Genomic DNA, 25,739 nt, shown 5'->3' with positions numbered 1-25,739 from the left:
TTGCAAAGCCGGGCAAATCGGGCAGCCCGTCACTCCCGGCGGTCGGCCCGGCGGCCTCGGCGCGGTGACTGTTCCGTCTCCTGACCGGAGCCGGCAGCGGCGGCCAACGATCCGGCGTCGTTAATTCCCGGGGGAAGTGGCCTTTCCGTTACCGACGCCGTTCCCGCTGACGTTCCCGATGGGGACGACGGGCTGGAGGACGGGGCGGAAAGTCCGGTGCCGGCGCCGGTGGCCTTGACCACCAGGACGGCAATCAGCGTGGTGACCGGAATGGCCAGCACCAGCCCGACCGAACCCACCAGGGTCCGGATCACTTCTTCGGAAAGCTCGGCACTGGTGAGGGTCTCCCCCAACGGGCGGTCGTACAGCATCACGATGATCAGTACCGGCAAAGCGGCACCGGCGTAGGCAAAAGCGATGGTATAGACCGTGGACGCGATGTGGTCCCTGCCGATCCGCATGGCGGAAGTGAAGAGCTTGCGGGCGCTGGTGTCCGGGGCCAGCTCATACAGCTCCCAGACGGCCGAGGACTGGGTGATGGTGACGTCATTGAGCACGCCCAATCCTGAAATGATCAGTCCGCACAGGATGATGCCAGAAATGGAGATATTGCCGGAAATGTTGATCAGCGTGGTGGCATCATGACTGCCGACGCCGACCAGGTTGGCGGCATCGGTGGCCCAGGCGGCCAGTAATGCCGTGATCAGCAGGCCGAAGATGGTTCCCAGCAGCGCCGTGGACGTTCTGGCGGAGAACCCGTGCGCAAAGTACAGAACCCCGATCATGATCACCGTGGATCCGACGAGAGCCAACAACAGCGGCGGTTTCCCTTCTGCCAGGCCGGGGAGCATGAAACTCACCAGCACAAAGTAGGCACCCACCAGCCCCACCAGGGCCCTGAAGCCCCGCCACCGGGCCACCGCTATCACCACCACGGCGTAGAGGATGGCCAGGAAGACAATTGGCAGTGTCCTGACGAAGTCAACGAAGATATACGCCGGCGACCCCTGGGATTCGTTGACCCCGTGGGCGTTGGAAAGGTTCAGGTAGCGGATGTCGTCCCCGCCAGAAACCCCGCCTGATTTGGCCACGTCCGGGTTGATCACCACCTTGACCGGGCTGCCGCCGACGTCCGGCTGGGTGTAGGCGAACAGGCAGTCCGAGCCCTGTGGCCTGGGGGCAGCATTGGGGTCGGTGTTGGGCATCGTCTCGACGCACGGCTCGGTGGCCACGCGCTGAACCCTGCCGGTGTCGAAGGTCACCCCTGGCGCAGCCGAGTACGGGCTGGACAACGTCATACCCTCTTTGCTCCCGGACGGCCACAACATGGCCATCCCGGCCAGCGTCAGCAGGGCCAGCGGAATGAGGATCACGGCCAGGACAACGTTCGCCTTCCGCCGCACGGCCAGCGACCGGACAGTCGGTTCAAGGCCTTCGGCGTGGCCATGGCCGTGCGAGTGTCCTGCACCCATCAGTTGTTTGACCCCTTAACGCTTGACATTGGATGGTGACGGGTCAATCGGAGACGATCAGCGTTTCAGGCACCGCGAGCCGGGCCTTTCCACCTGCAAGCAAAGGTTCGACGGCGGCACGCGAGGCAGTCATCGAATCATCCAGTTCCAGCATCACCGGATGCTGGTAGGCGATCAGCGACAACAGGTCACGCACAGCTTCCGCAGCGTCCTCGGGATCAAGATCAGGCTCATGGCCGATGAAGACGTCCGTGGGCTGCCCGGTCCCTGGGGCTTCTTCCACGTGGCCGGCCTCTGCGTAGCTCACGGCAAAGGCACGGATCCGGCCCTTTTGGCTGGGGGCGACGGAACTTCCGAAGGCTGACTCGGGCCGCGCGCGCAGCACGATCGCGCCATGTGCTCCGGTGAGCTCGTCCAGGAACAGCTTCTGGACCTGCCCGATGCTCAACGCACCGGGAGAATCCCAGCCGTGGATGGAGCTGTAATACCGGCCCACTACATCAGTGAGTTCCACCGAACCGGTGGCCAGATCCATCACGACGTCGGAGCCGGCGTCTTCGTCGTTGGACAACCCTCCTGCGGCGTCACCGGAGGAGGGGAAGACCGGCAGGCGCAGGGCCGCCGCATCCACCACGACGAGGCGGGAACGCTGGATCGGCGTCAGCCCGAAAGCTTCAGCGAAGGCGGCGCCCGGCGTTCCCGGCTGCACCTTGGCCCGGAGCCGCGAAACACCCGACGGCGACTCCTGCGCTTCGCGGCGCAGCATGGTCAGCAGCGTGGCACCGATGCCGGCGCGGCGGTGGTCCCGCGCCACCTCGATGTAGGCCCACAGGCGCTCGGGGTGCAGGGATGCCTCATAGACGACGCCGGCCGCCACCGGGATACCGATACCGTCCACCACGTCCTCGGCCACGATGCAGCGGCGCCACGGGGAACCTGCCGAGCCGGACGAGGAGTCGGTGAGTGCCCCGCGAAACTGGCCCGCCTGGTGCGTTTCCGGGTCGCCCCAGATTTCCAGCAGCGCGAGATCATCGCCGTCGCGCCATTCACGGTATTCAATGGCCATTGCTCAGGCGCCGATCAGTCGTGCGGCCAGGTAGCCTTCCACCTTGTCCAGGGACACGCGTTCCTGCGCCATGGTGTCCCGTTCACGGATGGTGACGGCCTGGTCTTCGAGGGTGTCGAAGTCGACGGTGATGCAGAACGGCGTGCCGATCTCATCCTGACGGCGGTAGCGGCGACCGATGGCACCGGCGTCATCGAAGTCGATGTTCCAGTTTTTGCGTAGCTGGGCGCCCAAGGCCTTGGCCTTCGGAGAAAGGTCCTCGTTGCGGCTCAGCGGCAGGACAGCAGCCTTGACCGGAGCCAGCCGCGGGTCCAGCTTCAGGACGGTGCGGACGTCAACGCCGCCCTTGGCGTTGGGGGCCTCGTCCTCGGTGTACGCGTCAATGAGGAAGGCCATAAAGGAACGGGTCAGGCCGGCGGCCGGCTCGATCACGTACGGAACGTAGCGTTCATTGGTGGCTTGGTTGAAGTAGCTCAGGTCCGTGCCGGAGGCCTTCGCATGCGTGGAGAGGTCGAAGTCCGTGCGGTTGGCGATGCCTTCCAGCTCGCCCCACTCCGAGCCCTGGAAACCAAAACGGTATTCGATGTCCGTGGTGCCCTTGGAGTAGTGGCTCAGCTTCTCCAGCGGGTGCTCGAAGAAGCGGAGGTTTTCCTCCCGCAGGCCCAGCCCGGTGTACCAGGACATCCGCTCGTTCATCCAGTACTTGTGCCATTCTTCGTCCGTGCCGGGCTCGACGAAGAATTCCATTTCCATCTGCTCGAACTCGCGGGTGCGGAAAATGAAATTTCCGGGCGTGATCTCGTTGCGGAAGGACTTGCCGATCTGGCCGATGCCGAACGGCGGCTTCTTCCGGGCCGTGGTGAGGACGTTGTTGAAGTTTACGAAGATGCCCTGCGCGGTTTCCGGGCGCAGGTAGTGCATGCCTTCTTCGTTGGCGACCGGGCCAAGGAAGGTCTTGAGCAGTCCGGAGAACTCCTGGGGCTCGGTCCATTCACCGCGGGTACCGCAGTTGGCGCAGGCGATGTCCTTGAGCCCGTTCTCCGCGGGGCGGCCCTTCTTTTCCTCGTACTCTTCTTCGAGGTGGTCCGCGCGGTAGCGCTTGTGGCAGGAAAGGCATTCGACCAGCGGGTCGGAGAAGACCTCCACGTGGCCGGAGGCTTCCCAGACCTGACGGGGCAGGATCACCGAAGAATCCAGGCCGACTACGTCTTCGCGGCCACGGACCATGGACTGCCACCACTGGCGCTTGATGTTTTCCTTGAGCTCGGCACCAAGGGGCCCGTAATCCCAGGCAGAACGCGAGCCTCCGTAGATCTCACCGGCCTGGAACACAAAGCCCCTCCGCTTGGAGAGGGAAATGACCTGGTCGAGGACGGATTTTGCTGCCATGAGGAGACTCCGATTTCTACAGGGCCGCTGGGTGCGGTCCGTGGTTCTGGCCCCGGATCCGGCGAAATGCAGGCGGGGAGGTGCGTGGGACAAACTGCAGAAAACCTGCGTGTCTTAGCCTACCGGCCCACGGCGCCCGAAAGCTCCCCGTGGCCAGGGCAGTGTGGCGAGGATAATAGCGGCCAGCGTCAACAGGGTGCCGGCCACTGTGGCCGGTGCCACCACTGTTCCGGCAGTGGGAATGACCAGGTCAAGGGCCAGTGAACCGACCAGCTGACCGGCGATCATGCCCAGCCCGGTGAGCAGGACGCCCAGGCTGCGGACCAGCAGGGCACCCACCCCAATGAAGATGCATCCCATGGGACCGCCAAGGTAGTACCACCACTCCCCCGGCAGTGGATTGCCGGGGCCTGCGGTTGCGAGCTTTACCAGCCATGCGATCCAGAGCACCGCGGCTCCGGTGATGAAGTTGACCAGGGTGGCCGCCAGTGGGCTGCCGTAGTGCATGGTGGCCGTACCGTTCATCGCCTGCTGGAAACTCATCATGAAGCCGGCCAGCACCGGCAAAAGCAGCACCAGCAGAAGGGCAGCCAGCCCGCCTGCCTCCGGACCGCCGTCGGAAGTCGCTGCAGGACCTCCGGCGCCTACCGTCCCTAACCGCGGCGACACGGCCAGCAGCACGGCCGCAACCGTCAGGAAGCAGCCCAGGAGCCGGATCCGCGTGAGGCGTCTTCGGCCGGCCGGGCCGATCCCCATGCTGTCCACCAGGAGTCCGCTGACCGTTTGGCCGGTGACTGTCGCCACCGTGAACAGTGCCACTCCGATGATCCCGACCGTGAAGGACTGAGCAAAGACGAACAGCGCACCAATGGTGCCGGCCAGGACGTAGATGCGGGGAAAGGCCCGGTTCCGGATGGCCGGCAGGACGCGGGCCAGGCTTGCCCGGCCGGCCGGCAACGCGAAGGAAACCACCAGCATCAGCAACAGCCCCGTGCTGAAACTGACGACGGCGGCACCCATGCCATCGTTGAGCCGCACGCCCAACGCCCCGTTGATCCTGCCCTGGACAGGGATGGCGAGTCCGGCTGCAACTGCGAGCGGCAGACCGGCCAAGGCAGGGAGTGCACGCGCGGTCACGGGCGGGACCAGGTCTCGGGCATGATGGTTTGTATGGGCATGGATGAAGACACCAACGAAGTAAACACGACTGAAGAAATTCCTCTGCGGGACAATATGATCCGGCTTGGCCAACTGCTGAAGCTGGCTGACCTGGTGGAAGACGGCGTGGAAGCGGCCGAGCTGATAAAAAACGGGCTGGTGAAGGTCAACGGCGAGATCGATGAGCGGCGCGGCCGTCAGCTGCACGACGGCGATACCGTCACTGTCAACGGCCGGACGGTGCGTGTCACCGCTCCCGCCGCGGACTGACCCGTCATCCCGGCGGAGAAGGCACTGCCTCCCCTGCCGGGCCGCCGTCGTCAGGGTTTCAGGACCTCGTGTGTGAGGAACTCCGACACGTGGCCGATTTCCTGCTGGTTGATGCCGTGCCACATGCCGGTGTACAGCACTTTGGTGAGCTTTACGTGGTTCCGGACCCAGCCCATGGTGTATTCGATCTTGTCCGGCGTGATCACCGGATCCTGCTGGTCCCGGCCCCAGAATAATGGCACCCTTCCGTCCAGTTGGTCGTCGTGGAAGTCAGTATCCCCGCCTGCATTCACCACGAACCCGGAAAGTCCGACGACGGCGGCATAGTTTGTGGGCCGGAAGCGCAGCAGCGTGGTGGCCATGGCCATGCCCATCGAGAATCCGAGCAGGGTCACTGAGGGGTGGTTGCCCCTGACAGTATCCAGCCAGTCCTGCACGTGCTCTGTTGCCTTTTTCACTGCGTCTAACGAGTAGTCCACGTTGCCTGTCAACGGGAACCAGGTAAATCCTGCGCCCATGGCTATGGGCGCCCGCACTGAGGCGACGGCGAACCCGGCGGGAAGCATGTCCACGAGGCTCAGCAAGTCGTGTTCATTGGCACCATAACCGTGCAGCAGCACCAGCAGGGGCTTCCCTGCGCGGTCCGCCTCCGGCTGGGACCACACAACAACTGGATCAGGAAATACGTGGGCGTTTGTCATGGTTCCCATTCTTACAGTTACCCGCCGGTAACAACCTACGGTGGCGTAGCTTGAAGTGTAGAAGGCAGGATAGGGGCGTGAGTGATTTGGAAGCCATCCCAACCCATCCCTGGGGCCGCTACGTTGCCCTCGGGGATTCCTTTACGGAAGGGATCGGCGATCCCGACCCTTCCCGGCCCGGAGCGTATCGCGGCTGGGCCGATCGTGTGGCAGAGGAACTCAGCAGGGGCCATGAAGACTTCGCCTACGCAAACCTGGCTGTCCGCGGGCGCCTGCTGCAGCAGATTGTGGACCAGCAGCTGGCGCCCTGTCTCGCGCTGAAGCCGGATCTGGTGACGGTTTCTGCCGGCGGGAACGACCTCATCCGGCCCGGCGGCGATCCTGACGCCCTGGCCGCGAAGCTGGACTCGGTGGTGCAAATCCTGGCCACGACCGGCGCCACCGTGGTCCTGTTCAATGGCCCCGACACCGGATCATCGGTGTTGAGCCGGGTCCGCAGCAAGGTGGCGATTTATAACGAGAACCTGCGCACCGTCGCCGCGCGCCACGACGCAGTCATTGCCGATATGTGGTCACTGCGCCAGTTGGCCGATCCGCAGATGTGGGACGCCGACCGGCTGCACTTCTCCCCCTTGGGCCACCACACTATTGCGGCCATGGTGCTGGATTCGCTGAACGTCCAGCACTCGCTGGAGCCGCTGGCACCGAAGCCGCTGCCACCGCGCAGCTGGCGGGAAGCCCGTTCCAATGACCTCGTCTGGGCCAGGGAGTACTTTGTCCCATGGGTGGTCCGGAGGCTACGGAACCGTTCCTCCGGTGACGGCATCAGCGCAAAACGCCCGACGCCGGGCCCGGTCTTTGGTCCGGGTGTTCCCCTGGGTTCGGGGGAAGGCCCGAAGGGAACCGACGAGGTGGCTCACCGCTGAAAGGCTCCGGAATAGTTCTGCGGGACTAAACTGGGAGTACACCGATGAGAGGTCAGGCACCGTGAGTTCCCTGTTTTTCTGGATTATTATCCTGTCCATCCTGATCCCGTTCCTGATGCGCTGGTACCGGCGCTCCACCAAGGGCCGGAACGAGCGGTACTTCGGCGGGCCCGGCGCTCCCAGCGAATTCGGCGGCCCGGGCACCGGCACCGGCGCCCCCGGGCAGCCCCAGCACCGGGACGGCTACACGCAGCAGGACTACTTCGCAGGTCCCTACCGGCAGATCCAGCCCCGGCAGGACCTGCCGCCCATCATTCCCGCGTGGCAGGATGCGCCGGCGGCTGAACAGCTTCCCCCACAGCAGGCCACGCCCAATCCACGGGACTCCCAGCCGCCCGTTGCGCCGCCGACTCCCGCTGTTCCGTCCGCTCCACAGGGCTACCGCGCCCGGAAGCTGGCGGAGCTGGATGCGAAGTTCAGTGCCGGTGAACTGGCCATGGAGGACTACATGGCCCAGCGTGACGAAATCATGAAGGGCTAGCGGACCGTTCCTGCCGCCTTGGGCCTGGGCCGGCTTAGGCCGAGAGATGCTTCCGGAGCTCCCGGTCCAGCTGGCCAATCTCCGTCAGGAAGCCGTCATGCCCAATGGGCGCTGAAATGACATGCACCGGAACATCGCCAGGCAGCGCCCCGGCGAGTTCCTGGGACTGCGCCGGGAAATACAGCCGGTCGGAATCCACGGTGGCAATGAAGAATTTGGCAGTCACCCGCCGCAGGACATCCGGCAGGGCGCCCCTTCCCCGGCAGATATCGTGGCTCATCAAGGATTCGGTGATGACGATGTAGCTGTTAGCGTCGAACCGCTTAACCAGCTTCGTTCCCTGGTGGTCAAGGTAGCTTTCCACCTGGTAGCGGCCCCGCTCCCCCAACGCCTGCTGTTGCAGGGGAGATTCCGACTCCTGCGCCTCCCGCCCGAACCTGGTGTCAAGTTCCAGTGCCGAACGGTAAGTGATGTGGGCGATCCTGCGTGCCAGAGCCAACCCGGCTTCGGGCTGCGCACCGTTGTAGTAATCGCCGCCCCTGAAGTGCGGATCCTGGCGGATGGCAAGCGTCTGCGCCTGGGCAAAAGCGATCTGTTCGGCCGTGCTGGCCGCTCCGATGGAAATGACGCCGCAGCGCTGTACCCGCTGCGGGTACGTCACTGCCCATTCCAGGGCGCGGGCGCCTCCCATGGATCCGCCAATCACGGCGTACCAGGAATCGATCCCCAACTGGTCCGCCAACCGGGCTTCCGCCTCGGTGCTGTCACGCAGGGTTATCAACGGAAAGCGGGAACCCCAGGGTTTACCGTCCGGAGCAGGCGATGCGGGGCCCGTAGATCCGTAGCAACCGCCCACAATGTTGACCGACACAACGAAGAAACGGTCCGTATCAACCGGCGCCCCGGGACCGGCAAGCTGCTCCCACCAGCCTTCTTCGTCGCTGCCGCCCCGGGTGACGTGGGTGCTGCCGGTCAGGGCATGCTCGATGAGGACGGCGTTGCTTCGGTCCTCATTGAGCCGGCCCCAGGTTTCGTAAGCCAGGATGACGTCCGGGAGGTGGCCTCCGCCTTCGAGGTCCAGCCCGCCGATGGAGTGGTAACGGAGGGTCCCGTCAAGCTGCCCGGCGGCGGGTGCTGCGCCGGCAGCGGCAGTGCGGGAGACGGTAATCGTCATGAGTGGAGCCTTTTCTTCGCGATTGCCTGGCGTCGGCTGACGTCAGGCCAGGTCTTCACCCGGGGCACCCCGCCGCGAAGGAGGGTTGCCGGCCAGCAAGCCGGGGCTGTTGCTGGCACTCATGACCTGCCACGATTGTACGAAACGCGGCAGCAAAAAGGCGAAGCGTATGACGTTTTTGACGTACGCTCCGCCTTTCCGCTGCGGGAACTCAGGCTTCCTTGGCTGCCCTGAAGCCGGACTCAAGGTCCGCGAGGATGTCGTCGATGTGCTCCAGGCCCACCGAAAGCCTGACCAGTCCAGGGGTCACCCCGGCTACGGCCTGCTGCTCCGGGGAAAGCTGGCTGTGGGTTGTCGATGCCGGATGGATCACCAGGGAGCGTACGTCGCCGATGTTTGCCACGTGGGAGTGCAGCTCCAGCGCATCAACAAAGGCCTTGCCTGCCTCGGCCCCACCGGCAAGGTTGAAGGCGACGATTGCGCCGGTTCCGCGCGGACCGTATTTCTGCCCGCGCTCGAACCACGGGCTGGACGGCAGCCCGGCATAGGCGACCGATTCGACGTCGGACCTCGCCTCCAGCCAGTTCGCCACGGCGGTGGCGTTGGCGACATGGCGTTCCACGCGCAGGCTCAGCGTCTCCAGCCCCTGGGCAATGAGGAAGGCGTTGAACGGAGCCACAGCGGAACCGAGGTCGCGGAGTAATTGGACGCGGGCCTTGAGGATGTAGGAGAGGTTGGCGCCGAGGATGCCGTTGACGCCGAGATCACGGGCGTACACCAGGCCGTTGTAGCTGGGGTCCGGGGTGTTGAATCCGGGGAAGCGTTCAGGATCCTTGCTGAAGTCGAAGTTCCCGGAATCGACGATGACGCCGGCGATTGCTGTGCCGTGCCCGCCGAGGTATTTGGTGGCGGAATGCACCACGATGTCGGCGCCCCATTCGATGGGACGGATCAGGTAGGGCGTGGAGAGGGTGTTGTCCACGATGAGCGGAACCCCGGCGGCATGCGCCACTGCAGCGACACCTTCGATGTCCAACACGTCCTGGCGGGGATTGGACACAACCTCACCGAAGAAGAGCTTGGTGTTGTCCTGGACGGCGTCGCGCCACTGGTCCAGGTTGTCCGGATCCTCTACGAACGTCACGGAGATGCCGAAGCGCTTGAGCGTGTGCGCCAGGAGGTTGTAAGTGCCGCCGTAGAGGCTGGGACTGGCCACGACGTGATCGCCGGCCTCGGCGACGTTGAGGATGGCAAAGGTTTCCGCCGCCTGGCCGGAACTCAGCAGCAAGGCGCCAAGACCGCCTTCCAGGCTGGCGATACGCTGTTCGACCGCGTCCTGGGTGGGGTTTCCGATCCGGGTGTAAATGGGTGCAAGCTCGCTGAGGGCAAAGCGGTTGGCCGCGCTCTCGGCGGACGGGAAGACGAACGAGGTGGTCTGGTAGATGGGCAGTGCCCTGGCGCCGGTTGCGGCGTCCGGCTCCTGGCCTGCGTGGATCTGGCGGGTTTCGAAGGACCATGCATTGGACATTGAAGCTCCTGGAGAATGCCCGGTCCCCTCATGGGCCGGGGCGCGCTTGCCGCCCGGCGGTTGCCGGACAGCCCGGTCTTCACCCGGGGCACCCCACCGCGGATGGAGGGTTGCCGGCCAGCAAGCCGGGGCAAAACGCTGGCACTCATGACCTGGACCCAGTGTAGGAAGCAGGCAGTGGGATGACCAGAATTGTGACGAACTTTCTCCCAATGCCAGATTCAGGAGGAGCAAGCAGCTAAGGCTACCCTTAGCTGAGAGGCGGATCACAAAGTGCCAAGATGAAGGCATGCGCATGGATCACGTCTCTTACGCCTGTGAACACGATGGCCTCGCTGCCACCACCGAACGCATCTCCGCTGCACTGGGGGTCGACGCTGTGAAGGGCGGAGTCCACCCCCGCTTTGGCACCCGGAACATGATTTTTCCGCTGGCCGGCCACAAGTACCTTGAAGTAGTGGAAGTGCTTGACCACCCTGCGTCAGACAAGGCCCCCTTTGGCCAGGCGGTCCGCGCCCGCTCCGCCGCCGGCGGCGGCTGGATGGGCTGGTGCGTCGAAGTGGAGGATCTGACTCCTTTTGAGGCCAGGCTCGGCCGCTCGGCCGTAAACGGCAACCGCAAGTTTCCGGATGGCCGCGAACTCGTGTGGAAGCAGATCGGAATCCTGGGGCTCATTGCCGATCCTCAGGTGCCGTACCTGCTCAAGTGGGAGGGTGATCCCGGCCTGCACCCGTCCAACGCGTACGAGAGCGGCGTCAAGATGTCCAGCCTCACCATCGCCGGTTCCGCCGAACGCGTCACCGAGTGGCTGGGCGAACCGGTGGAGAAGCCCCTTGAGGACGTTTCCGTCGACTGGATGGCACCGCACGGTACCCCCGGTATCCTGTCTGTCACGTTCGAAACAGCATCCGGCGCCGTGACCATCTGATCATTTCCAATGCTTCGGCCGCCTGTTGCGGGTGCCAATGATGCCACCCGCAACCGGCGGCCGAATTCGTTTAACGGCAGAGTCAATAACTCAGCCGAGCCCGATCGCGCTCCCCATCAGACTGAACCCGACGAACGCCACGATGTCCAGCAGGGCATGGGCGACAATCAGCGGCATCACCCGCCCGGTCCTGGTGTATAGCCAGGCGAATATCATGCCCATCACCACATTGCCAATGAACGGCCCGAAGCCCTGGTAGAGATGGTAGCTGCCGCGCAGCACGGAGCTCAGCAGGATGGCCACCGGCACGCTCCAGCCGAACCGGCCGAACCGCTCCAGGAGGTACGCCACCACAATGACCTCTTCAACAAGCGCGTGCCTGAGAGCAGACAGGATCAGAACGGGAACGGTCCACCAGTAGGCGTCCAGCGCGCTGGGGATGATGGCCGTGGTGATTCCCAGCGCCCTGCCCGCGGCATACAGGCCCAGCGAAGGGATCCCGATCAGCGCAGCGAGGCCGGCGCCCTGCAGGAGATCCCGCCACGGCCTGGTGGCGTCCATGCCGAGCCGGCGGAATACCGACGGCGGATTGCCTTTCTCCAGCCCCGGAATCGGCTGGGCAGACATGCCCGGGGCAGTTCTTGAGACAGCGCCCGGGGCCAGGCCCGCAACAGATCCCTGCCGCTCGGAGCTCAGGAAGAACAGCACCAGCGCCACCGGCACCAGCGCGAAGATGATGTCCAGCAGCTGGTAGGTCAGGTCAAAGTATTCCCGGCTGCTTTGCGAACGGTTCAGGGTGGAGGTTCCCTCCGCCAAGGGAGCCCGGCTCACCTTGTCCATTAACTGGACCACTGAATACACGGCTGACTGGCCCAGCGAGAGGCCAAGGACAATCCAGACTTCAAACCGCAACCGACGGCGGGACGTAACCAGCATGTTCCCATCTTGCCTGTTCTTTCCGGCAGTTCGCTGAAGGAGCTTTATGCCGGGGGCGTGGGTGCGCCAGGAGAGGCGGGTCAGTCCTCCTCCGAGTCGGTGGGAGCCAGGATCACCTCGGTGCCCCCGGCCTCAAAGGCTTCCTTGTCCCTGGCGGATATCCCGGCATCGGTGATCAATCGTCGGAATTCGTAGCCGGCCATGGTAGCGAACGCCCTCTTCCTCACCTTCGAGGAATCGGCCAGGACGTAGGAAACTGACGCACGCCTGGCCATCAGGGCATTGACGGAGGCTTCGCCCTCGTCAGTGATGGTGGGCCCGAACTCCGGATCGATGCCGTTGACTCCAACGAAGGCAATATCCAGCGCTACCTTCTCCATGATGATGTCCGTGTATGGCCCCACCAGCTCGTAGGAGCGGGGGTTGAGGATGCCGCCGGTGACCATGATCTTGATGTTGGGCCGGACGGCCAGCTGCGAGGCGATGTTGATGGCATTGGTGACCACTGTCAGCGTTGCCCGCTGGGAGGTGGTATTTAAGTCCGGCCGGGTGGCAAGTACCTGCGCCAGGGCAGTACTGGTGGTTCCGCCGCTCAGTCCGATCACTGCGCCGGGCTTGATCAGTGCGGAAGCTGCAAGGGCGATCTGGTGTTTGGCTTGGGCGTGGTCGTCCCTGTTGTACCGGCCAGGAAGGTCATAGGACACCACTCCCGTGGTTGCCCCACCCCTGGTGCGACTGAGGAGCCGCTGCTTGGCCAGGCTGTCCAGGTCGCGGCGCGCTGTTGCCGGCGAGACCCCGAGGCGCGTGACAATGTCCTCTACGTCCACCTGGCCTGATTCGGCCAGGAGATCCAGGATTGCGGTGAGTCTTTCGGTGCGTGTCATCACTACCTCCGGGTGTGGACTATGTGGTTTTCGCAAAGAGTGTTAACAAGCGTGCGGCCTCCGGCACCAATGCTTCCCGGCCTGCTTTTAAGTACGTCCGCGAGTCCACCACGTCCGGATGGCCGTCAAGGTAGTTCCGCACGGCGCGCGTGAAGAACCCGTTGAGGTGAGTGGATACATTAATTTTAGTCATGCCGGCCCGAATTGCTGCCACGAGCACGTCATCTGGCACTCCGGACGAGCCATGAAGCACCAGCGGAACCGCCGATGCGTCCCGCAGCCTGGCGATCAGGGCAAGGTCCAGTGTGGCGTTGCGGCGGGTCATTGCGTGCGAAGAGCCAACTGCTACGGCGAGCGCGTCCACACCGGTAGCTGCCACGAACTGTGCCGCTTCGGCCGGATCCGTCCGCACCCCGGGCGCGTGGGCGCCGTCCTTTCCGCCGATCGCGCCCAGCTCCGCCTCCACATAGACACCCCTGGCGTGGGCGTATTCCACGATGCGCCGGGTAGCGGCGACGTTTGCCGCATATGCCAGCCTGGCGCCGTCGTACATCACCGATCCGAACCCCAGCTCCACCGCCTGCACCGCCAGTTCTTCGGACTCTGCGTGATCCAGATGCACGGCCACGGGAACGGCCGCATCCCTGGCGACTGCCAGTGCTGCTGCAGCGAGAGGTTCAAGCCCGCCGTGATAAGCAACGCAGTTCTCCGAGACCTGCAGGATCAGCGGCAGGCCGGCCGCCTCTGCACCGGCTACCAAACCCTCCAGCGTTTCGAGGTGGATAATGTTGAACGCGCCTTGTCCGGTGCCACGGGCCGCAGCATCCTGGACCAGCTCACGGGTATTAACCAGTGTCATACGGTGTCCTTCCGGGACAGAATGAGCTGACTTTCAAAGTCCCGGTACGACGGCGATATCTCACCGGCGGCAGGCATCAGAACGGCGGCTGCGGACCAGGCCGTCGCTGCCCGGAGAAGTGCTTCAGCGTCGGTATTGCCGCCGGCCAGCAGGACGGCGGCAGCGGCCACGGCCGCGTCTCCGGCTCCTGTGGGGTTGCCGGTCAGGGGCTTGGGAAGCCGTGCCGTGAGGTACTGGCCAGGCATGGCTGCATCAAACAGGAGCATCCCCTGTTCCCCGGCGCTTGCCAGCACGCGCCGGGCGCCGAGGGCAAGGAGCCTCCGGGCGGCAGGGACGGGGTTTGTTTCTCCCGTAGCTTCAAGCAGTTCGTCGATGTTGGGCTTGAGGAGGTCCGCACCGGCTGCCGCAGCTGAGAGGATACCTGGCCCTGAGGTGTCGATGATGGCCGGAATCCCGGCCATTGCGGCCAGTGCCACGAGCGAAGCGTAGAAATCGGCAGGCGCCCCTGGTGGGAGGCTTCCGGAGCCCACCAGCACGCCGGGCGGATAACCGTCCTCACCGCTGAGGCCGGCCACGACGGCCTCTGCCAGCTTTCGCCAGTCCTCCGGCCGGAGCGGCCGGCCGGCTTCGTTGAAGATGGTGGTTTGCCCGCCCTCGGTGTCCACCAAGGCAACGCTGCGGCGCATTGGAACCTGCACCTGGACCAGACGGTGCGCAACTCCTGAACCGGCAATGTCCGCAGAGAATTCCGTGCCCGTGCTGCCACCGCAAGGCGCAATGGCCAGGACGTCGTTGCCCAGTTGGTGGGCCACCCTGGCGACGTTGATGCCTTTGCCTCCGGCGCGGCTCTGCGGCGCCTCCACACGGTGGCTTCCGCCGGGGACGATTCCCGCCGCGTGATAGGTAACGTCCACCGCGGGGTTCGGCGTCACGGTAATAATCCGATTCACTGACAGCCCCCTTTACGGCGCGCGCGCCCCGGGTCCGCCAGCAGCTTGCGGGCCTTCAGGGCGGCGCCGAGAAGCCCGGCGTCCTGGCCCAACCTGGCACGGAGGATCACCGGACGGCGATGGAAGTCCAACAACTCGTCCACGCGCTTCCGGACGGGTTCCAGGAGTTCCTCGCCGGCTTCAGCCAGACCGCCCCCGATCACCACTGCCTCGGTGCCGATGATGCTGACGCACTGGCAGATGGTGAACGCCAGCGCGTCCACGGCATCCGCCCAGATCCGGGCCGCCACAGCATCTCCGGAGCGTCCCCGCTCCAGCACGTCCCTGGCCCCGGGGACCGCTTCACCTGTTGCCGCCCGGTAGCGTCCGGCAATGCCGCCGGCGGAACCTACGGCTTCAAGGATGGTGCTGCCGGCACCGTCCGGATCCGGTACCAGGGCATGTCCCAGTTCCCCCGCGAAGCCGGCTGCAGTCACCAGGTGGCCAGCTGAGAAAACGGCCGCCGCGATACCGGTGCCCACCACCATGACCACAACGTCACCAAATTCCCGCGAGCCGCCGTAGCGGTGTTCCACGGCAGCGGCCGAACGGACATCATGATCAAAGGCCACCGGGACTCCCAGCCTGCGCCCCGCTTCTGCGGCGAACGGGTAGTTCCGCCAGCCCAGGTTGGCCGAATAGCTGCCAATGCCGGCCACTTCATCTACGATCCCCGGCACAACAACGCCCGCTGCCGCAATCGTGGTCGCCGGAAATTCGGCTGCCAAGTCCCCGGCCAGTTCCGCCAGCCGGTCCAGGATGGCGTCGGCCGGGCGGGCCGGATCGCGCGGGGTGGGAACCCGGCGCATCCCAAGGACGCTGCCGTCAGTATCGATAATGCCCGCTTTGAGATCCGTGCCGCCGACGTCGAACGCAAGCACCGCGGACTCTGCGGCTCCAAGGACCATGCCGCTTCCTAGGCTGAGGCGCCGAGGATGACAGAACGCGTCAGGTTGCGGGGCAGGTCCGGGTTCAGTCCACGGGCCCGGGCCCGGTCCAGGGTCACCTTATGGACACGGGCAAGCTCGGCCAGAGGGTGCTTGCCGGTGTTGATATACAGCGCTCCGGTGGCCGCCATGTCCTGGTCCAGGCCCTCCGGCTGTTCTCCGAAGAGCCAGGTAACCCGGCCCGGGCACGCTATGGATATGGGGCCATGGCGGTATTCCATGGCCGGGTAAGCTTCCGTCCAGTCCTGCACTGCTTCACGCATCTTCAGGCCAGCCTCATGGGCCAGGCCAACCGTCCAGCCACGGCCAAGGAAGGTGAACTGCCCGGCTTCCAGGAGCTCTGGCGGGGTGGGTTCAACGACGGCGGCACGGGCCTCGACCACCGCCTGGTCCAGATCCTCCCCCAGGCTGGCCAACAGGTAGGCAAGCGCCGAGGTGGCGAAGCGGGTCTGGACCACGGACTGCTCGTCCGCGTAAGGCAGTCCAATCACCGCGTCGGCGAGGCCGACGATGGGCGAGTGGAGGTCACCGATCAGGGCAATGGTGCGGACTTTCCCCTTGAGCGCGCCGAGGAGCTCAAGTACTTCCGTGGTGGTGCCGGAACGCGTAATGGCGATAACGGCGTCGTAAGTACGTGCCGGACTGTTGTTGTTCAGGAAGGCTTCAGAGGCAGCAAAGGCATCGGTCAGGCCCTTGCCGCTGGATTCACGCGCCCGGGCGTAGCTCTGGGCCATGAACCATGACGTGCCGCATCCCAGCACTGCCACGCGCTCGCCGTCCGCGGGCAGGAGCTCCTCGCGTGCCGCCTGGGCAATGGCACGCTGCCACATCTCGGGCTGGGAGGTGAGTTCCTCCTCCATGAATGCTCCTGGCGTGCCTTGCGTCATGAGAATGCTCCTTTAACGGCCGTAAGTGACGTCAGAATGAAACGTCAGTGACGTATTCTGACTGATACAAACAGTAAACGAGCAAGAACTATCTAACAAGAATCATGGCGAACATTTCCGAAAAGGGCAGCAGGCAGCTGCGGACGCCGAAGTGACGGCAACCCGGGGAACGAAAATGGCACCGGGTAGGCCCGGCAGCGGCTCAGCGCCTGGACTGGCTGCCGTGCAAGGGCGTACGGGCGCCGGCGCGCCATACCGCGCGGGTCAGTGGCATCCCCGGCCGGTAGGCAAGATGCGTGGCTGACGGCGCATTCAGCATCTGCAGGTCCGCCCGATGTCCCACGGCCAGCGAACCCACCGCGCGTACGCCATCAACGTCCTCACCCGTTTCCCGGTGCAGGGCCAGCGCGCCACCGTACGTGGCAGCGCGCACTGCTTCCGCTACCGACAGGCCCATCTGCAGCACCGCTGTGGTAACGCAGTAGGCCATGGAACTGGTGTAGGAAGTGCCCGGGTTGCAGTTGGAGGCCAGTGCCACCGGAACACCGGAATCGAGGAGACGCCGGGCGGGAGCCAAGGGCTGGCGGGTGGACAGGTCGCAGGCCGGGAGGCAGGTTGCTACCGTCCCGCGGCTGCCCCCTGACCAGCTGCCGGCGAGGGCATCGAAATCGGCGTCTGCCAGGTAGTTGACGTGATCCACGCTGGCAGCGGCGAACTCGACGGCCAACTGGACACCAGGCCCCTCGCCCAGCTGGTTGCCATGCACACGCAGGCCAAGTCCGGCAGACTTGCAGGCCTCAAGGACCCGCCGGGACTGCTCGGCGTCGAAGGCTCCGGTTTCGCAGAAGACATCAGCCCAGGAAACGTAGGGCCGGACGGCCTGCAGCATGGGACCGCAGACCAGGTCAACATAGTCCGCGGCGGAAATACCCTTGGGAACAAGGTGGGCGCCCAGGAACGTCACCTCGTCAACCACGGTGGACGCGATTCGGGCACTTCTGGCCTCGTGCTCGACATCCAGCCCATAGCCGGTCTTGGTTTCGATGTAGGTTGTGCCCAGCGAGGCTGCTTCCGCCACGCGGCCCAGCAGCAGGCGGGTCAGATCGAAGTCGGAAGTGGCCCTGGTGGCGCCCGTGGTCACCGCAATGCCGCCTGCGGTGTACTCCTCGCCGGCCATCCTGGCGGTAAATTCGGCGGTGCGGTCGCCGGCGAACACCAGGTGCGTGTGGGAGTCCACCCAGCCCGGAAGGACGGCGCGGCCGCCGGCGTCCACGGCCTCGTCTGCCGGCGGGGCAGTGGCTGCGGAACCGATCCAGGAAATGCGTTCGCCCTCAAACACCACCGCTGCGTCGTGGAGGATGCGGCCGTCGGCATCCTGGGTCATCAGTTCGCCGATGTTGGTGATCAGAGTGCTCATAGGGACATTCTTCAGCGTCGGATGGACAACCGGGCCGGATCCAGCAGTTGTGCCGTCCGGGATTCCGGACGCGCTTCCCTGCTGGAATCGCGGCCGAGGATCAGATCTGCCGCAAGTTCGGCGATTGCCGACGACGTCTGGAAGCCATAGCCCCCTTGGCCGGCCAACCAGAAAAAGCCGCGCGCCTCGGCGTCGAAGCCCACCACCGGTATCCCATCTGCAGGCGAGGTGCGCAGACCGGTCCAGGCGCGGCGAACAGTCCTGATCCCCAATGTGGTTGCCTGGTTAAGCCTGTTCACCACGCCGTCGACGTCCGCCGTCCGCGGCTGGGCATCCTCCGGACCGCTGGGCCGGGACTCCGCCGGGGAGATCAGCACACCGCCATCCTCCGGCCGGAAGTAGAAGGTGTCATCCGCCGCGGCAACCATTGGTGAGGCTGGAGCCAGGGGATTTTCGACGTCGACGATGGCCGCGGTGCGCCGGTACGGCTGCAGGCCCACCCGCTCCACACCACTGATAACGGCCAGTTCGTCAGCCCACGCTCCGGCAGCATTGACCATCACTGCGCCATGAAGTGCTTCCTGGCCGGCCCCGATCTGCCAACCGCTGCCGAGAGGCTGTGCAGAATGCACCGGGGCACCGGTGATGATCTCGGCTCCGGCGGCGATGGCGCGCTGCCGATGATCCTCGATGAGGAGGGGTGCATTACAGGCAAACGAACCCGAGTCGAAGCCGGCGGCCTCGAACCACTCCGGACGCAGGACCGGGCAGAGCGCCATGGCAGCCGGGTGGCTTATGGCTTCCATCTGGCCGCTGGCCCGGGCCGCTACGTCTGCCAGAGAACCGATCAGCATAAATCCACGCGGCGACAACACTTGGCCGGATTCCAGCTCGGTGTCCCGAGCTGCCATCAGTTCCAGGGTCCGGAGGGTTAGCTCCTGCACGACGTGCGGACCATAGCTGGGGATGAGCTGGCGGGCGGAGCGGGAGGACGAATGGTAAGCCAGCTCCTGTTCGGCCTCCACCACGGCAACAGAACACTCCCCCGCCAGGGCCGAAGCAAGAGAGAGTCCGGCAACGCCGCCGCCAACGATTACCACGTCATAGTTCGCCGCCATGGCACCATCCTTGCAGACCCAGGTGCGTGCCGCCGTCGAACTTTTTTAGGAGTCCTGCCCCGCGATCGCCGCACGGCTGGCAACAAAGGCCTGGACGCAGCGCTCCACGTCTTCCGCGCTGTGGGCTGCGGACAACTGGACACGGATGCGGGCGGCATCCTTCGGGACCACCGGATAGCTGAAGGCGGTGACGAAGACGCCGTCGCCCAGCATGTGGTCAGCAACCCTGGCCGCCATCACGGCATCGCCGAACATCACCGGGATGATGGCGTGCTCGCCATCAAGCAGCTCAAAACCTTCCTCAACCATCCTGCTGCGGAAGAGGGCCGCATTCTCGAAGAGGCGGCTGCGCAACTCCCCTGAGTTCTCCACCATGTCCAGGGCCGTCAGGGTCGCCGCGACGATCGAGGGCGCCAACGAGTTGGAGAACAGGTACGGCCGGGCCTTTTGGCGCAGCATGGCGACGATGGCGCTGCGGCCCGAGACGTAGCCGCCCGACGCTCCGCCCAGGGCCTTACCGAACGTGCCGGTGTAGATGTCCACCCGATCGGAGACTCCCGCGTGTTCCGGAGTGCCGGCGCCGGTGGAGCCCATGAAGCCTACGGCGTGCGAGTCGTCCACCATGACCAGGGCGCCGTACTTGTCAGCGAGGTCACAGATCGCTTCCAGCGGGGCCAGGTAGCCGTCCATGGAGAAAACGCCGTCCGTGACAATGATCGTGCGGCGGGCCGGGTTGGCCCCGCCGGTTGCCTCGATTAACCGTGCCTCAAGCTCGGCCATGTCCCGGTTGGCGTAGCGGTAGCGGCTGGCCTTGCATAGCCGGATGCCGTCGATAATCGACGCATGGTTCAGGGCATCGGAAATGATGGCGTCCTCCGGGCCGAAGAGTGATTCGAAGACTCCCCCGTTGGCGTCGAAGCAGCTTGAAAAAAGGATGGTGTCCTCGGTGCCCAGGAATCGGGAGACCCTTGCTTCCAGTGCCAGGTGCAGGTCCTGGGTCCCGCAGATGAAGCGGACCGAGGCCATCCCGAAGCCTCGCGAGTCCAGGGCTTCCTTGGCCGCCGCGATGATCTCCGGGTGGTCGGCCAGGCCCAGATAGTTGTTGGCACAGAAGTTAAGTACCGGGCGGGCCGGGGCGCCGAGCTGTCCGGCGCTGATGTGGCCGGCCTGGGGTGAATCAATGTGGCGCTCGGTCTTGAACAGGCCGGCAGTGCGCAGGCCAGCCAGCTCTTCCTCGAGCTCATCCTTCAGTGACGTGTACATGGTGCTCCTTAGAGTTCGGTCCAGTCGAGGACAACTTTGCCGCCGGTGCCGGCCCGGGCGATGTCAAAGCCCCGTTCCCATTCCGTGGCGGAAAGCTTGTCCGTCACCACTGCCGAGATCGTGGCGTGCAGGGCGGGGTTGGAGGACAGCATGGCGCTCATGGCATACCAGGTCTCGAACATTTCCCGGCCGTAGATGCCCTTGAGGGTCAGCATGTGGGTGACCACCTTGCCCCAGTCGATGTCTATGGACTGGCTGGGCAGGCCCAGCATGGCGATGCGTCCCCCGTGGTTCATATTGTCGATCATCTCAGGCAGCGCCGTGGGGTGGCCGGACATTTCCAGGCCGATGTCGAAACCCTCGCGCATACCCAGCGCCTGCTGCGCTTCCTTGACCCTCGTGGTGGAAACGTCGATGGCAAGGTCCGCGCCGAGACTGCGGGCCAGCTGCAGGCGGGGTGCGGAGACGTCGGTGATGGCGATCTTCCGCGCCCCCGCATGGCGGGCTACGGCGATGGCCATCAGCCCGATGGGCCCGGCTCCGGTGATGAGCACGTCCTCGCCCACCAGGGGGAAACTCAGCGCAGTGTGGACAGCATTGCCGAAGGGATCGAAGATGGCACCGAGTTCGGGGGTGACCGAGGCATCCTGGTGGACCCAGACGTTGGTCTCCGGAATCACCACGAACTCGGCGAAGGCTCCGTCACGCTGCACGCCCACTGATACCGTATGGATACACATCTGGCGACGCCCTGCCCGGCAGTTCCGGCAGATCCCGCAGACAATATGGCCTTCCCCGGATACCTGGTCGCCCACTTTGACGTCGCGGACGTCCGCACCTACCTCCACCACTTCGCCGTAAAATTCATGGCCGGCGATCAACGGAGCTTCGATGATGCCTTGCGCCCAGGCATCCCACGACTGGATGTGCAGGTCGGTGCCGCAAATGCCGGTGGTGATAACCCGGATCTTGACGTCGTCTGCCCCTGCTTCGGGTTCAGGACGGTCAACGAGTTCGAAGCCGGCGTGCGGGCCGGACTTGTAGAGAGCCTTCATGGGTTCCTAACGTGCAGGGGGGCAGCCGCTCTGCTGCCGTGGTGAGACCATTGAATCCCTGCTGAGCATTAAGCACAAACGAAATTTACTGAAGCAACGGTTTAGTATTTGCTAATGGAAATCTCCCAGCTGCAGATGCTTCGCGAACTCGGTGACCTGGGCAGTGTCAAGGCTGTAGCCGAAACCCTGATGGTGACGCCGTCGGCCGTTTCGCAGCAGTTGGCGCTGCTGCAGCGCTCAGTGGAGGTTCCCCTCACCCGCAAGGAAGGCAGGGTACTGGTCCTCACTGATGCCGGACGAGTGCTCGCCGAGGCGGGTGCCGCCGTCGTAAATGCCATGGCAGATGCGCGGGCAGCGATCGGCGCCTATCACGAATCCCCGGGAATGCCGGTCTCCATCAGCGCCTTCCACAGTGCGGGGCAGGCGCTTTTCGCGCCGCTTCTTGGCGTGCTTGGGACGCACGGGACCACCCCGGAACTGCGCCTTGCCGACGAGGACGTTGCACAGGAAGATTTCCCCGGACTGACCGCCCGCTACGACCTGGTGCTGGCCCACCGGCTCGACAACAGCCCGCCCTGGCCGGAAGAGAAGGTGACAGTGATCCCGCTGGCCGACGAACCGCTGGACGTGGCGCTCCCGGCCGGACACGCACTGTCTGACCGCCACATCCTGACGCCGGATGACGTCGTCGCGGAGCCCTGGGTAACCAGCCGCCCGGGCTACTCGCCCGCTGACGTGCTGGCCGCCGTCGTTGCCGTCAGCGGGCGGCCCGCGAAGGTGCTGCACCGGATCAACGATTACTCCACAGTCGCGGCGCTGGTGTCCGACGGCGGTGCCATAGGCCTGCTCCCCCGGTTCACTTCGCGCCGGGTGCTCGACGCGGGCGTAGTGCTGCGGCCGTTGACCGGGGTGAACGCGCTGCGGAAGATCGACGTGCTGTCCCGGCCCGAGACGCTGAAGCGCCAATCCGTCCTGACGGTCTGCGACGGGTTGCGGGCGGTAATGAGCGAACTGGCCGCGGCTGCCCGTTAAACCCAGGTAGCTCGCAGTTAACGTCGTCAAAGACTGCTTTGAGAGCGTTAAATGCGAGCTACTTGGGCTTGGGTAGCTAGACGGTGACGCCCAGCTTCTCCAGGATCAGCTCACGAACGCGTCCGGCGTCCGCCTGCCCGCGGGTAGCCTTCATCACGCCGCCCACGATCGCGCCGACAGCCTGCACCTTGCCGCCGCGGATCTTGTCCGCCACGTCTGGCTGGGAAGCCAGGACGGTATCGATTGCCTCAAGAAGGGGTCCGTCATCAGAGACAACCGCGAGGCCGCGCTTGTCGATGATGTCGGCCGGCGTGCCCTCACCGGCCAGGACGGCATCCAGGACCTCAACGGCCATCTTGTTGTTGATGCTGCCGGCTTCCACCAGCTTGCTGAGTTCCACGATCGTGGCAGGCTGGACGCCCAACTGGCCGGGATCAACGTCAGCTGCCTTTGCACGACCGACGATCTCACCCATCCACCACTTGCGTGCCACGGTGGCCGAAGCTCCGGCAGCAATTGTCTCTTCGATCTCGTCCATGACGCCGGCGTTCACCACATCGCGGAACTCCAGGTCCGAATAGCCCCAGTCGGCCTGCAGGCGCTTACGGCGCTCGGCCGGCGGCTCGGGAAGCGTTGCGCGGAGTTCCTCAACCCATTCGCGCGAAGCCACGACCGGCACCAGGTCCGGCTCCGGAAAGTAGCGGTAGTCGTCGGCGTCGGACTTGGGACGGCCGGACGTGGTGGTCCGGGTGTCCTCGTGCCAGTGCCGGGTTTCCTGGACAACCGGCTCGCCGGCATCCAGGACGGCGGCGTGCCGCTGGATTTCGTAACGGACAGCATGTTCGACGGCGCGCAGGGAGTTGACGTTCTTGGTTTCGGAGCGGATGCCGAACCGTTCCCGGCCGTGCGGACGCAGGGACACGTTGGCGTCGCAACGGACGTTGCCGCGCTCCATCCTGGCGTCGGAAACGCCAAGGTTCTTCACGATTTCCCGGACGGCCGCAACGTAGGCCTTGGCAAGTTCCGGAGCGCGGGACCCGGCCCCCTCGATGGGCTTGGTGACAATTTCCACCAGCGGCACACCTGAACGGTTGTAGTCCACCAGCGAATAGTCGGCGCCCTGGATGCGGCCGGCCGCCCCGCCCAAGTGGGTCAGCTTGCCGGCGTCCTCCTCCATGTGGGCCCGTTCGATTTCCACGCGGAAGACAGTGCCGTCGGAGAGCTCGATGTCCAGGTAGCCGTCGTAGGCAATCGGTTCGTCGTACTGGGACGTCTGGAAGTTCTTCGGGGTGTCCGGGTAGAAGTAGTTTTTCCGGGCGAAGCGGCAGCTCTCGGCGATCTTGCAGTTGAGCGCCAGGCCGATCTTGATAGAGGACTCGATGGCCGTCTTGTTCACCACTGGAAGGACACCGGGCAGGCCCAGGTCCACTTCATTGACGTTGGTGTTGGGCTCGTCGCCGAAGACGTTCGGCGCGGAGGAGAACATCTTGGTCTTGGTGTTCAGCTCCACGTGCACTTCAAAGCCCAGCACGGGATCGTACTTCGCCATGGCCTCTTCGAAGCTCAGGATTGCGTCAGTCATTTATTTTGCCTCCCGGCTTCCGATGAGGGTCTCGACAGGCTCGACCACCGAGGCGGCAGGCTCGTCGACGTTGGCGGGCAGCGAGGGGGCCCGATCCAGCAGCGGGCCTCCCCATTTGGCTTCAAGCAAGGATTCAAGGACAGCACCTACCCGGTAGAGTCGCGCGTCCTGGCGGGCCGGGGCCAGCAACTGGATGCCTACAGGCAGTCCGTCCTCGTCGGCCAGGCCACCAGGGAGGGAAAGTCCGGGAACGCCGGCCAGGTTGGCCGGGATGGTGGCGACGTCGTTGAGGTACATGGCCAAGGGGTCATCCAGCTTCTCACCCAGCTTGAACGCCGTGGTGGGCGCCGTGGGGGAAATCAGCACATCGGCCTTGGCGAAGGCGGCCTCGAAGTCGCGCTGCACCAGGGTCCGGACCTTCTGCGCGGAACCGTAGTAGGCGTCGTAGTAGCCGGCGCTGAGGGCGTAGGTGCCCAAGATGATGCGGCGCTTGACCTCATCGCCGAAACCTGCGGCGCGGGTGGCACCCATGACGCGTTCAATAGTGAGTGGCGCATCCTGGGGCAGGACCCGCATCCCGAACCGGACGCCGTCGTACTTTGCCAGGTTGGACGACGCTTCCGACGGCATGATCAGATAGTAGGCGCCCAGCGCATACTGGAAGTTGGGGCAGGAGACCTCGACGATCTCCGCGCCGGCACCCTTGAGGAGCTCCAGCGACTCCTTGAAGCGGTTTTCGACGCCGGCCTGGTAGCCCTCGCCGTGCAGTTCCTTAATGATGCCGATCCGCAGTCCCTCGACGTTGCCGATGCTCGCGGCAGCAACAAGGTCCGCCAGCGGGTCCGGCAACGAGGTGGAGTCGAAAGGATCGTGCCCGCCGATCACCTGGTGCAGCAAAGCCGAGTCCAGGACAGTACGCGAAACAGGACCGATCTGGTCCAGTGAGGACGCCATGGCGATGGCGCCGTACCGCGAAACGCTGCCGTAGGTGGGCTTGACGCCCACGGTGCCGGTAACCGCGCCGGGCTGGCGGATGGAGCCGCCTGTATCCGTGCCCAGGGCCAACGGAGCTTCGAACGCGGCGACGGCGGCAGCGGAACCGCCGCCGGAACCGCCCGGGATCCGGTCCAGGTCCCAGGGGTTGCGGGTGGGGCCGTAGGCCGAGTGCTCCGTGGAGGAACCCATGGCGAATTCGTCCAGGTTGGTTTTGCCGAGGATGGGCATCCGGGCGGCACGGAGGCGCCTGACTACCGTGGCGTCGTACGGGCTGTGCCATCCCTCGAGGATCTTCGAGCCCGCCGTAGTGGGCTGGCCGACAGTGACAATCAGGTCCTTCACCGCAATGGGAACGCCGGCCAGCGCATGCAGCCCTTCGGCCTCGGCCCCGCCTGCGGCACGGATGGAGTCAACCTCCGCGGCAACGGCGAGCGCTTCTTCCGTGTTCACGTGCAGGAAGGCGTTGACACCGCGGTCCCCACCGTCGACGGCGGCAATGCGGTCCAGGTGTGCCTGCGTCACTTCGACGGCGGAGACGTCGCCGGCAGCCAGTTTGCTGGCAAGGGTGGCGGCGGAGGAACGGATCAGCGCGGACGCGTCCTGGGTGTTCAATTCAGTCAT

General features: G+C 65.0%; 24 protein-coding genes and 2 riboswitches. Of the genes, 5 read left to right on the top strand and 19 right to left on the bottom strand.

Annotated elements, in window-relative coordinates:
• Positions 1–29: 29 nt before the first annotated feature.
• From ACWA13_RS06750 to ACWA13_RS06735, 4 genes are all read right to left on the bottom strand, one after another.
• Positions 30–1,472 (bottom strand): YibE/F family protein, encoded by a 1,443-nt coding sequence (locus tag ACWA13_RS06750; RefSeq protein WP_463937381.1) that lies wholly within the window; start codon positions 1,470–1,472, stop codon positions 30–32.
• Between the two features lie 43 nt (positions 1,473–1,515).
• A complete protein-coding gene (locus ACWA13_RS06745; RefSeq protein ID WP_463937380.1) occupies positions 1,516–2,538 on the bottom strand; it encodes a GNAT family N-acetyltransferase in 1,023 nt (340 codons plus the stop codon).
• A 3-nt stretch (positions 2,539–2,541) separates the two neighbouring features.
• Positions 2,542–3,927 (bottom strand): glycine--tRNA ligase, encoded by a 1,386-nt coding sequence (locus ACWA13_RS06740; RefSeq protein ID WP_463937379.1) that lies wholly within the window; start codon positions 3,925–3,927, stop codon positions 2,542–2,544.
• Between the two features lie 114 nt (positions 3,928–4,041).
• Positions 4,042–5,064, bottom strand: coding sequence for a DMT family transporter (locus ACWA13_RS06735; protein WP_463937378.1), 1,023 nt, complete (start codon positions 5,062–5,064; stop codon positions 4,042–4,044).
• Between the two features lie 33 nt (positions 5,065–5,097).
• On the opposite strand from ACWA13_RS06735, the gene ACWA13_RS06730 reads away from it, so the two are divergent.
• Positions 5,098–5,355 (top strand): RNA-binding S4 domain-containing protein, encoded by a 258-nt coding sequence (locus ACWA13_RS06730; protein WP_463937377.1) that lies wholly within the window; start codon positions 5,098–5,100, stop codon positions 5,353–5,355.
• A 50-nt stretch (positions 5,356–5,405) separates the two neighbouring features.
• Here ACWA13_RS06730 and ACWA13_RS06725 read toward each other — a convergent pair whose 3' ends face one another.
• Positions 5,406–6,056, bottom strand: a complete 651-nt coding sequence (locus ACWA13_RS06725; RefSeq protein ID WP_463937376.1) for an alpha/beta hydrolase — start codon at positions 6,054–6,056, stop codon at positions 5,406–5,408.
• A gap of 77 nt (positions 6,057–6,133) precedes the next feature.
• Here ACWA13_RS06725 and ACWA13_RS06720 point away from each other — a divergent pair, with 77 nt between their 5' ends.
• Positions 6,134–6,982: an SGNH/GDSL hydrolase family protein gene (locus tag ACWA13_RS06720; protein WP_463937375.1), complete on the top strand. Its 849-nt coding sequence runs from the start codon at positions 6,134–6,136 to the stop codon at positions 6,980–6,982.
• A 61-nt stretch (positions 6,983–7,043) separates the two neighbouring features.
• Positions 7,044–7,523 carry a hypothetical protein gene (locus tag ACWA13_RS06715; RefSeq protein WP_463937374.1) on the top strand — a complete coding sequence of 160 codons (480 nt, stop codon included), beginning with the start codon at positions 7,044–7,046 and terminating at the stop codon, positions 7,521–7,523.
• Between the two features lie 34 nt (positions 7,524–7,557).
• On the opposite strand, the gene metX is transcribed toward ACWA13_RS06715, so the two are convergent.
• Positions 7,558–8,697 (bottom strand): homoserine O-acetyltransferase MetX, encoded by a 1,140-nt coding sequence (gene metX / locus ACWA13_RS06710; RefSeq protein WP_463937373.1) that lies wholly within the window; start codon positions 8,695–8,697, stop codon positions 7,558–7,560.
• A gap of 13 nt (positions 8,698–8,710) precedes the next feature.
• Positions 8,711–8,824, bottom strand: a riboswitch (SAM riboswitch).
• 84 nt (positions 8,825–8,908) lie between these two features.
• Positions 8,909–10,225 carry a bifunctional o-acetylhomoserine/o-acetylserine sulfhydrylase gene (locus tag ACWA13_RS06705; RefSeq protein ID WP_463937372.1) on the bottom strand — a complete coding sequence of 439 codons (1,317 nt, stop codon included), beginning with the start codon at positions 10,223–10,225 and terminating at the stop codon, positions 8,909–8,911.
• A 37-nt stretch (positions 10,226–10,262) separates the two neighbouring features.
• A riboswitch (SAM riboswitch) is annotated at positions 10,263–10,378 on the bottom strand.
• 136 nt (positions 10,379–10,514) lie between these two features.
• Here ACWA13_RS06705 and ACWA13_RS06700 point away from each other — a divergent pair.
• Positions 10,515–11,153 (top strand): VOC family protein, encoded by a 639-nt coding sequence (locus tag ACWA13_RS06700; protein ID WP_463937371.1) that lies wholly within the window; start codon positions 10,515–10,517, stop codon positions 11,151–11,153.
• Between the two features lie 90 nt (positions 11,154–11,243).
• Here ACWA13_RS06700 and ACWA13_RS06695 read toward each other — a convergent pair whose 3' ends face one another.
• The 10 genes from ACWA13_RS06695 to tdh all read right to left on the bottom strand — a co-directional run bounded on the left by ACWA13_RS06695 (position 11,244) and on the right by tdh (position 21,508).
• Positions 11,244–12,089 (bottom strand): CPBP family intramembrane glutamic endopeptidase, encoded by an 846-nt coding sequence (locus ACWA13_RS06695; RefSeq protein WP_463937370.1) that lies wholly within the window; start codon positions 12,087–12,089, stop codon positions 11,244–11,246.
• An 80-nt stretch (positions 12,090–12,169) separates the two neighbouring features.
• Positions 12,170–12,973 carry a DeoR/GlpR family DNA-binding transcription regulator gene (locus tag ACWA13_RS06690; protein ID WP_463937369.1) on the bottom strand — a complete coding sequence of 268 codons (804 nt, stop codon included), beginning with the start codon at positions 12,971–12,973 and terminating at the stop codon, positions 12,170–12,172.
• A gap of 19 nt (positions 12,974–12,992) precedes the next feature.
• Complete coding sequence (locus ACWA13_RS06685; RefSeq protein ID WP_463937368.1) at positions 12,993–13,832, bottom strand: class II fructose-bisphosphate aldolase; 840 nt, start codon at positions 13,830–13,832, stop codon at positions 12,993–12,995.
• Entirely contained in the window at positions 13,829–14,782 is a 954-nt protein-coding gene (locus ACWA13_RS06680; RefSeq protein ID WP_463937367.1) for a 1-phosphofructokinase family hexose kinase, read from the bottom strand. The genes ACWA13_RS06685 and ACWA13_RS06680 overlap by 4 nt, the downstream gene beginning before the upstream one ends.
• Positions 14,779–15,729 (bottom strand): ROK family protein, encoded by a 951-nt coding sequence (locus ACWA13_RS06675; RefSeq protein ID WP_463937366.1) that lies wholly within the window; start codon positions 15,727–15,729, stop codon positions 14,779–14,781. The genes ACWA13_RS06680 and ACWA13_RS06675 overlap by 4 nt, the downstream gene beginning before the upstream one ends.
• 8 nt (positions 15,730–15,737) lie before the next feature.
• Positions 15,738–16,655: an SIS domain-containing protein gene (locus ACWA13_RS06670; RefSeq protein ID WP_463937365.1), complete on the bottom strand. Its 918-nt coding sequence runs from the start codon at positions 16,653–16,655 to the stop codon at positions 15,738–15,740.
• 202 nt (positions 16,656–16,857) lie between these two features.
• Complete coding sequence (hutI, locus tag ACWA13_RS06665; RefSeq protein ID WP_463937364.1) at positions 16,858–18,072, bottom strand: imidazolonepropionase; 1,215 nt, start codon at positions 18,070–18,072, stop codon at positions 16,858–16,860.
• A gap of 11 nt (positions 18,073–18,083) precedes the next feature.
• The gene (locus tag ACWA13_RS06660) at positions 18,084–19,190 is read right to left on the bottom strand and encodes an NAD(P)/FAD-dependent oxidoreductase (RefSeq protein ID WP_463937363.1); all 1,107 of its coding nucleotides are present in this window, start codon (positions 19,188–19,190) and stop codon (positions 18,084–18,086) included.
• Between the two features lie 45 nt (positions 19,191–19,235).
• On the bottom strand, positions 19,236–20,453 hold the full coding sequence (locus ACWA13_RS06655; RefSeq protein ID WP_463937362.1) for a glycine C-acetyltransferase: 1,218 nt from the start codon (positions 20,451–20,453) through the stop codon (positions 19,236–19,238).
• An 8-nt stretch (positions 20,454–20,461) separates the two neighbouring features.
• Complete coding sequence (tdh, locus tag ACWA13_RS06650; RefSeq protein WP_463937361.1) at positions 20,462–21,508, bottom strand: L-threonine 3-dehydrogenase; 1,047 nt, start codon at positions 21,506–21,508, stop codon at positions 20,462–20,464.
• A gap of 114 nt (positions 21,509–21,622) precedes the next feature.
• Here tdh and ACWA13_RS06645 point away from each other — a divergent pair, with 114 nt between their 5' ends.
• Positions 21,623–22,540: a LysR family transcriptional regulator gene (locus ACWA13_RS06645; protein WP_463937360.1), complete on the top strand. Its 918-nt coding sequence runs from the start codon at positions 21,623–21,625 to the stop codon at positions 22,538–22,540.
• Between the two features lie 76 nt (positions 22,541–22,616).
• Here ACWA13_RS06645 and gatB read toward each other — a convergent pair whose 3' ends face one another.
• Both gatB and gatA read right to left on the bottom strand, forming a co-directional pair.
• Positions 22,617–24,122, bottom strand: a complete 1,506-nt coding sequence (gatB, locus tag ACWA13_RS06640) for an Asp-tRNA(Asn)/Glu-tRNA(Gln) amidotransferase subunit GatB (RefSeq protein ID WP_463937359.1) — start codon at positions 24,120–24,122, stop codon at positions 22,617–22,619.
• Positions 24,123–25,739, bottom strand: a complete 1,617-nt coding sequence (gatA, locus tag ACWA13_RS06635; RefSeq protein WP_463937358.1) for an Asp-tRNA(Asn)/Glu-tRNA(Gln) amidotransferase subunit GatA — start codon at positions 25,737–25,739, stop codon at positions 24,123–24,125.

It is taken from the genome of Pseudarthrobacter sp. TRD_SC_9, assembly GCF_055361265.1.
The sequence above is the reverse complement of the archived record's forward strand: the minus strand, read 5'-3'. Positions and strand labels throughout refer to the sequence as shown.

Coding starts and splice junctions, on each gene's coding strand:
- ACWA13_RS06750 (WP_463937381.1), bottom strand. CDS start 1,472: ATGGGTGCAGGACACTCGCACGGCCATGGCCACGCCGAAGGCCTTGAA.
- ACWA13_RS06745 (WP_463937380.1), bottom strand. CDS start 2,538: ATGGCCATTGAATACCGTGAATGGCGCGACGGCGATGATCTCGCGCTG.
- ACWA13_RS06740 (WP_463937379.1), bottom strand. CDS start 3,927: ATGGCAGCAAAATCCGTCCTCGACCAGGTCATTTCCCTCTCCAAGCGG.
- ACWA13_RS06730 (WP_463937377.1), top strand. CDS start 5,098: ATGGGCATGGATGAAGACACCAACGAAGTAAACACGACTGAAGAAATT.
- ACWA13_RS06725 (WP_463937376.1), bottom strand. CDS start 6,056: ATGACAAACGCCCACGTATTTCCTGATCCAGTTGTTGTGTGGTCCCAG.
- metX (WP_463937373.1), bottom strand. CDS start 8,697: ATGACGATTACCGTCTCCCGCACTGCCGCTGCCGGCGCAGCACCCGCC.
- ACWA13_RS06705 (WP_463937372.1), bottom strand. CDS start 10,225: ATGTCCAATGCATGGTCCTTCGAAACCCGCCAGATCCACGCAGGCCAG.
- ACWA13_RS06700 (WP_463937371.1), top strand. CDS start 10,515: ATGCGCATGGATCACGTCTCTTACGCCTGTGAACACGATGGCCTCGCT.
- ACWA13_RS06695 (WP_463937370.1), bottom strand. CDS start 12,089: ATGCTGGTTACGTCCCGCCGTCGGTTGCGGTTTGAAGTCTGGATTGTC.
- ACWA13_RS06690 (WP_463937369.1), bottom strand. CDS start 12,973: ATGACACGCACCGAAAGACTCACCGCAATCCTGGATCTCCTGGCCGAA.
- ACWA13_RS06685 (WP_463937368.1), bottom strand. CDS start 13,832: ATGACACTGGTTAATACCCGTGAGCTGGTCCAGGATGCTGCGGCCCGT.
- ACWA13_RS06675 (WP_463937366.1), bottom strand. CDS start 15,729: ATGGTCCTTGGAGCCGCAGAGTCCGCGGTGCTTGCGTTCGACGTCGGC.
- ACWA13_RS06670 (WP_463937365.1), bottom strand. CDS start 16,655: ATGACGCAAGGCACGCCAGGAGCATTCATGGAGGAGGAACTCACCTCC.
- hutI (WP_463937364.1), bottom strand. CDS start 18,072: ATGAGCACTCTGATCACCAACATCGGCGAACTGATGACCCAGGATGCC.
- ACWA13_RS06660 (WP_463937363.1), bottom strand. CDS start 19,190: ATGGCGGCGAACTATGACGTGGTAATCGTTGGCGGCGGCGTTGCCGGA.
- ACWA13_RS06655 (WP_463937362.1), bottom strand. CDS start 20,453: ATGTACACGTCACTGAAGGATGAGCTCGAGGAAGAGCTGGCTGGCCTG.
- tdh (WP_463937361.1), bottom strand. CDS start 21,508: ATGAAGGCTCTCTACAAGTCCGGCCCGCACGCCGGCTTCGAACTCGTT.
- ACWA13_RS06645 (WP_463937360.1), top strand. CDS start 21,623: ATGGAAATCTCCCAGCTGCAGATGCTTCGCGAACTCGGTGACCTGGGC.
- gatB (WP_463937359.1), bottom strand. CDS start 24,122: ATGACTGACGCAATCCTGAGCTTCGAAGAGGCCATGGCGAAGTACGAT.
- gatA (WP_463937358.1), bottom strand. CDS start 25,739: ATGACTGAATTGAACACCCAGGACGCGTCCGCGCTGATCCGTTCCTCC.